At 63.2% G+C, this 14,156-nt stretch carries 11 protein-coding genes; 8 read left to right on the top strand and 3 right to left on the bottom strand.

Translation table 11 applies throughout. The annotated features are described in order from the left end of the window. Window positions 1-199: 199 nt before the first annotated feature. From C2L64_RS02705 to C2L64_RS02735, 7 genes are all read left to right on the top strand, one after another. A complete protein-coding gene (locus tag C2L64_RS02705) occupies window positions 200-982 on the top strand; it encodes an L-iditol 2-dehydrogenase (protein WP_007744652.1) in 783 nt (260 codons plus the stop codon). Window positions 983-1,090: 108 nt separating this feature from the next. Further along, on the top strand, window positions 1,091-2,413 hold the full coding sequence (locus C2L64_RS02710; protein ID WP_007744650.1) for an ABC transporter substrate-binding protein: 1,323 nt from the start codon (window positions 1,091-1,093) through the stop codon (window positions 2,411-2,413). Window positions 2,414-2,610: 197 nt separating this feature from the next. Beyond that, complete coding sequence (locus tag C2L64_RS02715) at window positions 2,611-3,549, top strand: carbohydrate ABC transporter permease (RefSeq protein ID WP_007744648.1); 939 nt, start codon at window positions 2,611-2,613, stop codon at window positions 3,547-3,549. Next, window positions 3,546-4,412 (top strand): carbohydrate ABC transporter permease, encoded by an 867-nt coding sequence (locus C2L64_RS02720; RefSeq protein ID WP_007744646.1) that lies wholly within the window; start codon window positions 3,546-3,548, stop codon window positions 4,410-4,412. Before C2L64_RS02715 ends, C2L64_RS02720 begins: the two co-directional genes overlap by 4 nt. Then, window positions 4,409-5,104: an HAD family hydrolase gene (locus C2L64_RS02725; RefSeq protein WP_086919524.1), complete on the top strand. Its 696-nt coding sequence runs from the start codon at window positions 4,409-4,411 to the stop codon at window positions 5,102-5,104. Before C2L64_RS02720 ends, C2L64_RS02725 begins: the two co-directional genes overlap by 4 nt. A 49-nt stretch (window positions 5,105-5,153) precedes the next feature. Then, entirely contained in the window at window positions 5,154-6,263 is a 1,110-nt protein-coding gene (locus tag C2L64_RS02730) for an ABC transporter ATP-binding protein (RefSeq protein ID WP_007578929.1), read from the top strand. Between the two features lie 244 nt (window positions 6,264-6,507). Continuing rightward, window positions 6,508-8,292: a tetratricopeptide repeat protein gene (locus C2L64_RS02735; protein ID WP_244144572.1), complete on the top strand. Its 1,785-nt coding sequence runs from the start codon at window positions 6,508-6,510 to the stop codon at window positions 8,290-8,292. Between the two features lie 27 nt (window positions 8,293-8,319). On the opposite strand, the gene C2L64_RS02740 is transcribed toward C2L64_RS02735, so the two are convergent. The 3 genes from C2L64_RS02740 to dalD all read right to left on the bottom strand — a co-directional run bounded on the left by C2L64_RS02740 (window position 8,320) and on the right by dalD (window position 12,490). Next, entirely contained in the window at window positions 8,320-9,276 is a 957-nt protein-coding gene (locus tag C2L64_RS02740) for a sugar-binding transcriptional regulator (protein ID WP_035537984.1), read from the bottom strand. Between the two features lie 127 nt (window positions 9,277-9,403). After that, window positions 9,404-10,888, bottom strand: coding sequence for a xylulokinase (gene xylB / locus C2L64_RS02745; RefSeq protein WP_007744636.1), 1,485 nt, complete (start codon window positions 10,886-10,888; stop codon window positions 9,404-9,406). 192 nt (window positions 10,889-11,080) lie between these two features. Further along, window positions 11,081-12,490, bottom strand: a complete 1,410-nt coding sequence (gene dalD / locus C2L64_RS02750; RefSeq protein WP_090835992.1) for a D-arabinitol 4-dehydrogenase — start codon at window positions 12,488-12,490, stop codon at window positions 11,081-11,083. Between the two features lie 574 nt (window positions 12,491-13,064). On the opposite strand from dalD, the gene C2L64_RS02755 reads away from it, so the two are divergent. Beyond that, window positions 13,065-14,087, top strand: coding sequence for an AraC family transcriptional regulator (locus C2L64_RS02755; RefSeq protein ID WP_090836002.1), 1,023 nt, complete (start codon window positions 13,065-13,067; stop codon window positions 14,085-14,087). Window positions 14,088-14,156 lie beyond the last annotated feature (69 nt).

Raw genomic sequence — 14,156 nt, forward strand, 5'->3', positions numbered from 1 at the left:
AAAGTCATCGCCGATTCTTAGGAAGGAACAACCGTAGGCGCGCATTCCGGTGCTGCCGCGCTGCACCATCGAAATTGCGCGGCGCGCCTTGACATGACCGGACACGTATCCGATCATTCGATCACAACGAGAGCAATTGCTCGATCACCGAGCGTTAGCTCAGGTTGAATCGAAGAATCAAACGAACCGGAGACAGGTTGTGACAGCCCGACTGCAAGGCAAAGTGGCGATTCTCACGGGCGCGGCGAGCGGTATCGGCGAAGCGGTGGCGCGCCGGTATCTCGACGAGGGCGCGCGCTGCGTGCTGGTGGACGTGAAGCCGGCCAACGAATTCGCACACGCACTGCGCGAAACGGACGGCGACCGCGTGCTGACACTCAGCGCGGACGTCACGAAGCGCGAAGACATCGCGCGCATTGTCGAGCAGACGGTGCAGCGCTTCGGCCAGATCGACATTCTCTTCAACAACGCGGCGCTGTTCGACATGCGTCCGCTACTCGACGAATCCTGGGACATCTTCGACAAGCTCTTCGCGGTCAACGTAAAGGGCATGTTCTTTCTGATGCAGTCCGTCGCACAGCGCATGGTCGACCAGGGCCACGGCGGCAAGATCATCAACATGTCGTCGCAGGCGGGCCGCCGCGGCGAGGCGCTCGTGTCGCACTACTGCGCGACCAAGGCAGCCGTGCTGAGCTACACGCAGTCGGCCGCGCTGGCGCTCGCGCCGCACAAGATCAACGTGAACGGCATCGCACCGGGCGTCGTCGATACGCCGATGTGGGAACAGGTCGATGCGCTTTTCGCGCGTTACGAGAACCGGCCGCTGGGCGAGAAGAAGCGTCTCGTCGGTGAAGCGGTGCCGCTGGGCAGGATGGGGCTGCCCGCGGATCTGACGGGGGCGGCGCTGTTCCTCGCGTCTTCGGATGCGGATTACATCACCGCGCAAACCCTGAACGTCGACGGCGGCAACTGGATGAGCTGACCGTCATTCATTCACCGGCATCCGCAATACGGCGCCACACAACCGCAAGCGCCGGTCACGTACCCGATCAAGTACCAAAACGCAAAGTACGAATAAAGGAGACAAACGATGAAGCCCACCTGCAAACCCGCGCTCAACGTATTCGGCGCAGCGGCACTCGCGTGCGCCGCATTCAGCGCGAACGCGGCGACCGTCACGATCGCCACGTTGAACAACCCCGACATGATCGAGTTGAAGAAGCTGTCGCCGGCATTCGAGAAAGCGAATCCCGACATCAAGCTCAACTGGGTGATTCTCGAAGAAAACGTGCTGCGTCAGCGCGCCACGACGGACATCACGACGGGCAGCGGCCAGTTCGACGTGATGACGATCGGCGCCTATGAAACGCCACAATGGGGCAAGCGCGGCTGGCTCACGCCGCTCACGAACCTGCCCGCCGATTACGACCTGAACGACGTCGTGAAAACGGCGCGCGACGGCCTGTCGTACAACGGCTCGCTGTACGCGCTGCCGTTCTACGTCGAAAGCTCGATGACGTATTACCGCAAGGATCTGTTCGCGGCGAAGGGCCTGAAGATGCCCGATCAGCCGACCTACGACCAGATCGCGCAGTTCGCCGAAAAGCTGACGGACAAGGCCAACGGCGTCTACGGCATCTGTCTGCGCGGCAAGGCGGGCTGGGGCGAGAACATGGCCTACGCGACGACCGTCGTGAACACGTTCGGCGGCCGCTGGTTCGACGAGAAGTGGAACGCGCAACTGACGACGCCCGAATGGAAGAAGGCGATCTCCTTCTACGTCGATCTGCTGAAGAAGTACGGCCCGCCGGGAGCCAGTTCGAACGGCTTCAACGAAAACCTCACGCTGATGTCGTCGGGCAAATGCGGGATCTGGATCGACGCGACGGTTGCCGCCGGCATGCTCTACAACAAGCAGCAATCGCAGATCGCCGACAAGGTCGGCTTTGCAGCCGCGCCGACGGCCGTCACGCCGAAGGGCTCGCACTGGCTGTGGGCGTGGGCGCTCGCGATTCCGAAGTCGTCGAAGCAGGCGGACGCGGCGAAGAAGTTCATCACGTGGGCGACGTCGAAGCAGTACATCGAGCTCGCAGCGAAGGATGAAGGCTGGGCCTCGGTGCCGCCCGGCACGCGTCAGTCGACCTATGCGCGCCCCGAGTACAAGCAGGCCGCGCCATTCGGCGACTTCGTGCTGAAGGCGATCGAAACCGCCGATCCCGATCATCCGACGTTGAAGCCGGTGCCGTACACGGGCGTGCAGTTCGTCGGCATCCCCGAGTTCCAGTCGTTCGGCACGGTGGTCGGTCAGAGCGTTTCGGGCGCGGTGGCAGGCCAGATGACGGTCGATCAGGCGCTGGCAGCCGGCAACGCGACGGCGGATCGCGCCGTCAAGCAGGCCGGCTATCAGAAATAAGCGTCAAGGCCTAATGGCATGCCGTCTGCTCGATCCCTACGCGGACGCGGCGTGTCCAGGAATTGAATCGCAGCCTCGAAGTAAGTAAGCCGGATCAGATGGAAAGCGCCGGCTGACAGCGCATCGTCAGCCGGACCCTGGCAGCACAGCGTGCCGCACGCCCCGCGGACCGCGCACTACCGAAGAGGTGGTCCATCATGCGTCAACACTTGCGTCTACCCCTCATGCATGCCCATCCCCAAACCGAACACGAGCGCGAAGAGCGCAAGGCCGCGCACGCGCGCTGGCTCGTCATGCCGTCCGTAGGCGTTCTCGTCCTGTGGATGGCGATTCCTCTCGCGATGACGATCTGGTTTTCGTTCTCGCGCTACAACCTGCTGAATCCTGACGTAAAGGGCTTCGCGGGTCTCGAAAACTATAAGTTTCTTGCCAGTGACCCGTCCTTCGGCCCGTCGATCCTGCACACGATGCAGTTGATCATCTCGGTGCTGGTGATCACGGTGGTTGGCGGCGTGCTGCTCTCGGTGCTGTTCGACCGCAAGTTCTACGGGCAGGGCGTCGCGCGGCTGCTCGCCATCGCGCCGTTCTTCGTGATGCCGACCGTCTCCGCGCTGATCTGGAAGAACATGATCCTGCACCCGGTGTATGGATTGATCGCGCAAGGCATGCGTGCGCTCGGTATGACGCCGATCGACTGGTTCGCCGACTATCCGTTGATCGCCGTGATCATCATCGTCGCGTGGCAGTGGTTGCCGTTCGCGTTTCTCATTCTGTTCACGGCGATCCAGTCGCTCGATCAGGAGCAGAAGGAAGCGGCGAAGATCGACGGCGCCGGTCCGTTCGCGATGTTCTTCTTCATCACGCTGCCACACCTGAGACGCGCGATCGCGGTCGTGGTGATGATGGAAACCATTTTCCTGCTGTCGATCTTCGCTGAAATCTACACGACGACGGGCGGCGGTCCGGGCAACGCGACGACCAACCTGTCGTACCTGATCTACGCGCTCGGCCTGCAACAGTTCGACGTTGGCCTCGCGTCCGCAGGCGGGATTCTCGCTGTGGTGCTCGCGAATATCGTGTCGTTCTTCCTCGTGCGCATGCTCGCGAAGAACCTGAAAGGGGAGTACGAAAAATGAGCCAGGTCGCCGCTACACCTGTTACGACGAATCTTTCGAAAACGAACTCGCCGTTGGCCATCGTCCGGCGCAGCATTCCGGGCATCCTCGCGTGGCTGATTGCGCTGCTGCTGTTCTTCCCGATCTTCTGGATGACCATCACGGCATTCAAGACGGAGCAGCAGGCTTACGCGTCGTCGCTGTTCTTCATGCCGACGCTCGAAAGCTTCCGCGAAGTGTTCGCGCGCAGCAATTACTTCGGCTTCGCGTGGAACTCGATCCTGATCTCGGTTGGCGTCACGCTGCTGTGCCTGATTCTGGCCGTGCCGTGCGCCTACGCGATGGCGTTCTTCCCGACGCGGCGCACGCAGAAAGTGCTGCTGTGGATGCTGTCGACGAAGATGATGCCGTCCGTCGGCGTGCTGGTGCCGATCTATCTGCTGTGGAAGAACAGCGGACTGCTCGACAGCGTGAGCGGCCTCGTGATCGTCTACACGCTGATCAATCTGCCCATTGCCGTGTGGATGTCGTTCACGTACTTCGCGGAAATTCCGCGCGACATTCTCGAAGCGGGGCGCATCGACGGCGCGGCGACGTGGCAGGAAATCGTCTATCTGCTGATGCCGATGTCGTTGCCGGGGCTTGCATCTACAGGGCTGCTGCTCGTGATCCTGTCGTGGAACGAGGCGTTCTGGAGCATCAACCTGTCCAGTTCTAACGCCGCGCCGCTGACGGTGTTCATCGCGTCGTATTCGAGTCCTGAAGGCTTGTTCTGGGCGAAGCTGTCGGCGGCGTCGCTGCTGGCCGTCGCGCCTATCCTGATCGTCGGCTGGGTTTCGCAGAAACAGCTGGTGCGTGGCCTTACCTTCGGGGCGGTCAAGTGACGGAGATCAGAACAGAGGCGAAGCTTGCGCTCATCTGCGATTGCGACGGCGTGCTGATCGACAGCGAAGCCGTCGCCGCCGCGGTGCTCGTCGAGGAGCTGGAAGCGCGCTGGCCCGGCACGGATGTCGCGCCCGTCGTGATGCCGTTGCTCGGCCTGCGCACGGAACGCGTGCTCTCAGGCACGGCATCGGCGCTCGGCAGGACGCTCGCCGAAGTCGACGTCGAAGCGATTCGCAGCGCAGTCGAACGCGCGGCCGTCAAGGCACCGATGGTCGACGGCATCGAGGCCGCGCTCGCGAGCATTCCGTTGACGAAGGCCTGCGCGAGCAACAGCTTTCGCGCGTATGTCGAAGCGGCGCTGGCGCGCACGGGCCTCGTGAAGCATTTCGGCGACCGGCTTTTCTGCGCCGATTCCGTCGCGCATCCGAAGCCGGCGCCCGACGTTTATCTCGCCGCCGCGCGCGGGCTGGGCGTGAACCCGGAAGCGTGCCTCGTGATCGAGGACAGCGTGGCGGGCGTGACGGCTGCGACGGCAGCGGGCATGACGGTGTATGGGTTCATCGGCGGCGGCCATGCGAGCGAGGATCAGGTCGGCGCGCTGCGCCGCGTGGGCGCGCAACACGTATTCGACGACATGACGCAATTGCCGGAACTGGTCGCGCGATGGTTGCAGCGCGTGACGGTGGCGTGAAGGCATCGGCGAAACGATTAAACGTAGTACGGAAATTCGGAGACACATCATGGCAAGCGTAACTCTGCGCAACATCAGAAAGGCTTACGACGACAACGAGGTGATGCGCAACATCAACCTCGACATCCAGGACGGCGAGTTCGTCGTGTTCGTCGGCCCAAGCGGCTGCGGCAAGTCCACGCTGATGCGGATGATTGCCGGCCTCGAAGACATCTCGGGCGGCGACCTGAATATCGACGGTACACGCATGAACGACGTGCCGCCCGCCAAGCGCGGCATCGCGATGGTGTTCCAGTCGTACGCGCTGTATCCGCACATGACGCTGTACGACAACATGGCGTTCGGCCTGAAGCTCGCGGGCACGAAGAAGCCGGAGATCGACGCCGCCGTGCGCAACGCCGCGAAGATCCTGCATATCGACCATTTGCTCGAACGCAAGCCGAAGCAGCTGTCGGGCGGCCAGCGTCAACGTGTGGCGATCGGCCGCGCGATCACGCGCAAGCCGAAGGTGTTCCTGTTCGACGAACCGCTGTCGAACCTCGACGCCGCGCTGCGTGTGAAGATGCGCCTCGAATTTGCGCGCCTGCACGACGAGTTGAAGACCACGATGATCTACGTGACGCACGATCAGGTCGAAGCGATGACGCTCGCCGACAAGATCGTCGTGTTGTCGGCGGGGAATCTCGAGCAGGTCGGCAGCCCGAACATGCTGTATCACGCGCCGGCGAACCGGTTTGTGGCGGGCTTCATCGGCTCGCCGAAGATGAACTTCCTCGAAGGCGTCGTGCAGTCGGTGTCGGCGAGCGGTGTGCTCGTCAAGTACGAAACGGGCGAGACGCAGCTCGTGCTGGTCGAGCCGGGCCGCGCGAAAGAAGGCGACAAGGTGACCGTCGGTATTCGCCCCGAGCATCTGCATCTCGACCTGCCCGACAATGGCGTGTCGGCCAGCGTTATGGCGATCGAATCGCTCGGCGATGCAGCGTATCTGTACGCTGAAAGCAGCGTTGCGCCGGATGGCCTGATCGCGCGTATTCCGCCGCTCGAGCGACATGAGAAGGGCGGCACGATCCGGGTCGGCGCAACGCCCGATCACTGCCATCTGTTCGACAGCGACGGACAGGCGTTCCATCGCAAGATCGTCGAAGTGCTCGCGGCCTGATCCTGCACGCAAAGAAGGCGCCGTTGCATGCTTTGCAACGGCGCCTTTCCTATTTGCAGACTCGGACTTTTCCGATTTATCTGCCACCTATCTCATATCAAAATTGTGCATCGTCTGACAGCGCGCATCTGAGCGGTTCTTCAGGTGGGTTCTGTCCGTTCTCCGTCCATTGCCCCGAACACGTCATCCGCGCGATTGCTCCCAAGACCGCGCGACCATGCGCGTGCGGCCGACTCAAGACGCCATGCACAACGCTTCCACTCTCACACCTCAAGAAACCGTCTCGACACCGGCTGTCGATCACGCGCTCGCGCTGCACAGCGCCGGCCAGCTCGATCGCGCCGAACAGGCGTATCGCGCGATCCTCGACGCACAGCCCCACGATGCGAACACGTTCTACATGCTTGGCGTGCTGTACTTGCAGCGCGCGGATCTCGAGCGCGCAATCGAATGCTTCGATACGTCGCTTGCGCTGCGGCCTGACGACGCGGACTGTCTGAACGATCGCGGAATCGCTGCGCTTTCGCGCAGTGACAACGAAGGCGCGGCCGATTTTTTTCGAAGAGCAGTCGAATGCGCGCCGCAGGATGCGCTCGCGCACTGCAACTTGGGCAAGGCGCTGCGGCGTCTGTCCAAACCCGAAGAAGCGCTGAACCACTTCCAGCGCGCACTTGCTCTCGATCACGACTTGTTCGAAGCGGCGCTCGGCAGCGCGGACATGCTCGAAGTCCTTTCCCGTCCACATGATGCCGTGGCAGCCTATGAATACGCCGCACGTTACGCGCCCGACGATCTGCGCGTGCTGCTGGGTCTCGGCTTGACGCTGAACGCCGTGCGCCGCCATGCGGAAGCCGCGGATTGTTTCGAACGCGCATTGCAAAAGGAACCGGAAAACGTGCACGCGCTGTTCGGGATCGCGTTTGCAACGGATGGCCAGTTGAAGTTCGAGGATGCGCTCGTCAGATATCAGCGCGCGCTGGAGGCCTTGCCCGATTCGCCGACGCTGCACAACAACGTCGCGTTCACGCTGACGTGCATGTCGCGTTACGACGAAGCGGATCATCACTTACGGCGCGCAATCGAACTCACGCCGGATCTTTCGAATGCGTACAAGCTGCTCGGCATGTCGGAGTTGCGGCGCGGAAATTTTCGCAAGGGCTGGGAGCACTACGAGCATCGCAAGACGACACCGAGCGGATTGCGCGATTACCCAGAGTGCGAGATGCCCGAATGGCGGGGCGAGCCGGTCGAAGGCAAGCGCTTTCTGCTGACGCGTGAACAGGGTGCAGGCGATCAGTTGCAGTTCATTCGCTATGCGAGCGTGCTGCACGACATGGGCGCAACCGTCGACGTGTGGACCAGCGAGGAACTGGCGCCGCTCTTTGCCCGCGTGCGCGGCGTGAACGACGTGTTGACGGCGTTACCCAAAGGCGCCGGTTACGACTACTGCTGCCCGATGATGAGCGTGCCCGCGTGGCTACACGACGACGCGATTCCGAGCGCAGTGCCGTATCTGTCCGTGGATGACACGCAGGTTGCCGCATGGCGCGCGCGGCTCGAACAGACCGCAGGGTCGCGCAAGAAGATCGGCCTGGTATGGGCGGGCAATCCGGGGCATTACCTCGATGTCTACCGTTCGGCGCGGCTCGCGGCGCTGGAACCGCTTGCGTCGGTCGGCGGTCTTGCATGGTTCGGGTTGCAGAAGGGAGCGCCAGAGACGCAACTCGATGGCGTTGCGCATCGCTGGCCGATCTGCGCGCTTGGCCAGTCGCTCGACAGCTTTTACACGACGGCAGCCGTGATCCAATCACTGGATCTCGTCATCACCGTCGATACGTCCGTCGCGCATCTGGCGGGCGCGCTCGGCAAACCGGTATGGGTGATGCTGCCGAAGCAGGCCGACTGGCGCTGGATGATGTCGGGTGAGACGAACCCGTGGTACCCAGGCGCGCGGCTTTTCCGGCAACAGGTGTTGGGCGACTGGTCGCCCGTCGTCGAAGCGCTGCGCAGCGCGCTCGAAGCCCTCTAGCGCAAGCGAGCCGCGCGCAGGCGCGGACTAAGCGGCGCCGTGATTCAGCGCGGCGCGCGCGCACAACTCGTCGGTCACGAGCCCCGACAGCCAGCCGCCCTTCAACGCGGCAATCACCGCATTGCGCTTGCGTTCGCCGCCCGCGAAGCCGATCACGGGCCGCTTGGGCGGCGAATCGAGCCGCAAGCTCGTCACGCGGCGCCCCGTCGGCGATTCGACGCGCGCGCCGTTCGCATCGATCGGCAGTCCGAGCAGTTCCGCCACCGCGCCCAGAGACACCAGTTCTTCCACTTCATCCGATGTGATGAAACCGTCTTCATGCAGCGGGCAACGCAGCCCGATATTGCCGATCCCGACGAACGCGACATCCGCGTCGCCCGACAGCGATTCGACGATCCGGTACAGACGGTGATTGCACCACTGCGCGCGTTCCGCTTCGCTATCGGCGATCAACGGCGCGGGCAACAGAAAGTGCTTGCCGCCCGTCTTCTCCGAGATGTGCAGCGCGACGTCGTAGCGGTTGGACGAGCCGTCCTGCGCAATCGCACCGACCATCGACACCAGCCGATGCTGCGGCCGCTCCAGTTGCCCGACCTGATCGACGACGGCCTTCAGCGTACGGCCGCTGCTCACCGCGACGACCATCGGCTTTTCTTCGCCGAGATAGCGTTCCATCACCTGCGCGCCCGCGACGGCGAGCTTGCGGTCGATTTCGTCGGGCTTGTCGTTGTCGACGGGAACGACTTCGCACATCGACAGGCCATAGCGCTTCGACAGCTGATCGGCGAGCGACAGACAGTCCGCCAGCCGATGATCGACGCGCACGCGAATCAGGTTCTTCTCGACGGCGAACGCGACGAGCCGTTGTGCGACGGGCCGCGATACCTGCAGTTTTTCCGCGATCTCGTTCTGCGTATTGCCGGCGACGTAGTAGAGCCAGGCGGCGCGCGTCGCGAGATCGAGCTTTTCAGTGGACTTGGGCACGATGTTGTCGGTCTTAATGTCTCTAATGCGCACAACGTCGATGTGTCACCAGGAAGCCTGTGTCAGGCGATCTGGTGCGCTGCATGCCGTGGACATTCATCGCTGTCTTCACGGGTGGTTCACGCGTTCACGCCGCGTCCGCTTCGGGCGCGGGCGCAAACATCGGCTTCACATGCCGGTACAGCGCACGATAACTGGCGAGCCGCTCGCGCAGCATCGCATGTCGCCGCGCGTTCGGCGTGAATTCGATTTCGACGGGCGGCTTGGTCAGCACCTTCGCCGGATCGCCGCCCGCCGCGAGCCAGCCCAGACGCGCCGCACCGAGCGCCGCACCCGTTTCGCCGCCGCCGTGCTTGCGCGTGGTGGTGTTCAGCGAATCGGCGAGCAGTTGCGCCCAGTAGTTGCTGCGCGCGCCGCCGCCCAGCAGCGACAGCGCGTTCACTTCGGTGCCCGCCGCGCGCAGCGCGTCGAGGCCGTCCGTCAGCGCAAGCGTCACGCCTTCGAGCACCGCATAGCCGAGCAGCGCGCGATCGGTTGCGTGCGTCATGCCGAAGAACACGCCTTGCGAATACGGATCGTTGTGCGGCGTGCGTTCGCCCGACAGATACGGCAGGAACAACGGCGCAGTCGCGAGCGCTTCGTCGGGCAGCTTTTCGACTTCGGCGAGCAGCGTCGGCTCGTCGGTGGAGGTGAGCTTGCAGACCCAGCGCAGGCAGCTCGCCGCCGACAGCACCACGCTCATCTGATGCCAGCGGTCGGGGATCGCATGACAGAACGCATGCACAGCGGATTCGGGGTTCGGGCGGAAGCTGTTGCCGATCACGCACAACACGCCCGACGTACCGAGCGACACGAAGCCGTCGCCGGGTTGCGTCGCGCCGATGCCGATTGCGCTCGTCGCGTTGTCGCCGCCGCCCGCCGCGACCACGACGGGTTCGCGCAAGCCTAGTTCGCGCGCGAGTTCGGGCCGCAGCATGCCCGACGGCGCGCTGCCTTCAGCCAGACGCGGCATGTGCGAGCGGTTCAGATCGCAGGCGGCGAGCAGCGTATCGGACCAGTCTCGCTGTGCGACGTCGAGCCAGAGCGTGCCGGCGGCGTCGGACGGATCGGAAACCTTGTCGCCCGTCAGTTGCAGGCGCAAATAATCCTTCGGCAGCAGCACGCAGGCCGTTTGACGGAAGATCTCCGGCTCGTGACGCGCAACCCACAGCAGCTTCGGCGCAGTGAAGCCGGGCATCGCCAGATTGCCGGCGATCCGATGCAGATCCGGCGCGCGCCGAAGCAGCTCCTCGCATTCTTCGACGGCGCGCATGTCGTTCCACAGGATCGCGGGGCGCAGCACGCGGTCTTCGCTGTCGAGCAGCACGGCACCGTGCATCTGTCCTGACAGCCCGATGCCGCGAATCTGCGCGAACTGCTCCGGGTAGCGGTCGCGCAGCGCGAATAGCGCGGCGCGCGTGCCTTGCCACCAGTCGGACGGGTTCTGCTCCGACCAGCGTTGATGCGGACGCGAAACGGTGAACGGAGAACCTGCCGTGCCGACCACGCGTCCGTCGGACGCGAGCAGCAGAACTTTTACTTCGGACGTGCCGAGGTCGATGCCGAGATACATGGGCGCGAAACCTTCGTCGGTAGGAGATGCGCTACTTTAGCCGCATGCCGCGTGCGATGCCATGCGCAAAAGACCTGACGCATCGCATGTATCGCATCCATCGGATACGGCGCTCAATGGGATCGACCGCGCGTGGTTCGTCGCCATGCGCGGCCGGGATGTCATGTGCAGAACGAGCCGGTATGAATGCGCTCAGCCGTTGCGCTTTGCAAGCCACGCATCGACGCGACCGACTGCCGAACGGACCACCTTCTCGAGCGAAGCCGTGCCCGCCATGCTGCCCCACAGCAGTTTGTCCGAGCAGAACGCCTGCACGGGATCGGCTGCGCTGAAGAAGCCGCGCGCGACGCCTTCGTCCATCACGCCATCCTGATACGTGTACGGCAGCTTGCCTTGCTGCCACCTGTCGAGAAAGCGGAAAAACAGCGCGGGCAGCATTGCCGTCGCGTTCGGCTCGACCTTGCGCTCGAAGCACTCGGACAGCGTCGGCGCGATGAAGCCTGGAATCTTCGAGAAGCCATCGGCCGCGACGCGCTGATTCGTGTCCTGGATATAAGGATTGCCGAAGCGTTCGAGCACGACGTCGCGATACTTCGCGAGATCGAGCGGACTCGGCGTGAGGCACGGAATCACGTCTTGCGTCACGTAGTCGTAAGCGAACTGGCGAATCTCGGCGTCGAGCGTGCCTTCGTGGATATACGAAAGCCCGGCGAGCGTACCCGCCCAAGCGATACAGCTATGCGTCGCGTTGAGAATGCGGATTTTCGCTTCTTCGTACGGCAGTACCGATTCGACCAACTCGGCGCCGACCTGCTCCCACGCCGGCCGTCCGGCGATGAAGTGATCCTCGATCACCCACTGGATGAACGATTCGCCCATCACGGGGCATGCATCGTCGAAGCCCGTGGCTGCCTTCACGCGTTCGCGCACATCCGGTGTGGGACGCGGCGTGATGCGATCGACCATCGAATTCGGGCACGCGGTATTCGCATCGAACCAATTGCGCAATTCGCTCGCGCCGCGCCGCTCGAGGAACTGCGTCATGCCCGCGCGGAAGCGGTCGCCGTTGCTGCGCAGGTTGTCGCAGGTCTGCAGCGTGACGGCGCCCGCGTTGCGCTGCATGCGCGCTTCGAGAATCGCCGCGAGCGCGCCGTAGATGGTGGTGCGCGCACCGTTCAGGTCGGCGGCGAGGTCGGGGTTGGCCGTGTCGAGCTTGTCGTGTTCGTCGAGGTAATAGCCGCCTTCCGTCACGGTGAAGGCGACGATCTTGCACGCGGGATCGGCGCCTGCTTCGACGAGCGCATCGAGATTCTCCGACCACGGCACCACACGTTCGATCGAGCGGATCGTCTCGTACGCGCGCTTGCCTTGCGGCGTGACGGTTTCGAGCGTGTAGACGCCGTTCTGCGCGGCGAGCGCTTCGGCGACGGCGTTCATGTCGCTGCGGATGTTGCCGACGCTGAGCGACCAGTGCGGATCGCCTGGCTTGCGCGCTTCGTTGAGCCGGTGCAGATACCAGGCCTGATGCGCGCGATGGAACGAGCCCGCGCCGATATGCAGGATCACCTGCTTGCTTGCGCCGCTGCTTTGGCCGCTGTTCATATGTGTCTCCTAAATGCGCACGGTCTTTCGCGTGCGTTCCTTGGGATAAGTCTAGAAGGTGTCCCGGCGTTGTGAGCCGATGTCAGAAGAATATGAGAGCATTTGCTCTGCATTTGAACTAATGATCGTATTCGGCCGATTGAAAGTCAAGGCACAGCACGTGGCTTTTCGTGGCGCAGCGCGGTGGGACGGGCTTCTGCAGCGCACGCGACATGCGCGGAATGCTGTCGCGCAAGCATTCGCGTGACTGTTGCATTGCATCAAATTTGACAGCGCAGAGGCCAGGACTAACCCGAATGCAAAAAAGTATCGGTCGGCGGTCTCATTTCTAGTGGCCGCCATTGCGCCATGGGTCTAACTTTCGGTACACACGACAAGAGCAATAAAGCATGTTCATGCCGCGAGCCTTCAACTCGCGCTGCTGATGAAGAAACAGGAGGAAGACAGATGAAGGGCATCGTCACGCCGGTTACCTGGTTGCACGCGCATCGACATGCGGATCTGCATGTGCGTCGCGCGGAATGCGCGCAATATGCGCGGCCCTCGCTCTGAACCGCGCCCACAGGAGACTGACGTGCAACCCGATCTCGAACTGGTCAGCGTGCGCCGCGATGAGTCGTTCAAAGCGTGGTATCACGGCTTTCCCTACCGCACGGTGCGCTGGCATTTCCACCCCGAATTCGAAATCCATCTGATCGTCGCGACGACGGGCAAGATGTTCGTCGGCGATTACATCGGCGGCTTTGCACCGGGCAATCTCGTGCTGATGGGGCCGAACCTGCCGCACAACTGGGTCAGCGAAGTGCCCGAAGGCGTGACGATTGCGCAGCGCAATCTCGTCGTGCAGTTCGGCCAGGACTTCGTCGCGCATTGCATGGAGAGCTTTCCCGAGTGGCGTACGCTCGAAGCGCTGCTCGCCGATTCGCGGCGCGGCGTGTCGTTCGGCCCGCAGACCAGCGCATTGATTCAGCCGCTCTTCATGGAACTGCTCGAAGCGCGCGGCCTGCGCCGCATCGTGCTGTTTCTTTCGATGATGGAAATCCTGCTGAATGCGAGCGACCGCGAACTGCTTGCGAGCCCCGCGTATCAGATCGATCCGACCAGCTACGCTTCGACGCGCATCAATCATGTGCTGTCGTATATCGGAAAGAACCTCGCATCGGAGCTGCGCGAATCCGATCTCGCACAACTCGCGGGTCAGAGCGTGAGCGCGTTCTCGCGCTACTTCCGCCGTCATACGGGCCTGCCGTTCGTGCAGTACGTGAACCGCATGCGTATCAATCTCGCGTGCCAGTTGCTGATGGACGACGAGTTGAGCGTCACCGACATCTGCTACAAGGTCGGCTTCAACAATCTGTCGAACTTCAACCGGCAGTTTCTCACCGCGAAAGGCATGGCTCCGTCGAAGTTCCGCCGCTTCCAGCAACTGAACGACGCGAGCCGCGTCGCTTCGGAAGCGGCGGCGGCGCTCGGCAAGGGCATCGCCAACGCGCCTTCGATCGTGCCGGCCGCGCAGACGCCCAGTCATACGCACGGTCAGCCACGCGCCGCGCCCGCGGCGTATCCGCCTCACGGCTCGCCGCTCGCGACGACCTAGGGCACTTTCTCTAGCGTTTCTGTAGCTCACCGCTGCATCGTCTAATCACGCGCTGAAACCGCGTGAGGG

The organism is Paraburkholderia hospita, assembly GCF_002902965.1.
Taxonomy (GTDB): Bacteria; Pseudomonadota; Gammaproteobacteria; order Burkholderiales; family Burkholderiaceae; genus Paraburkholderia; species Paraburkholderia hospita.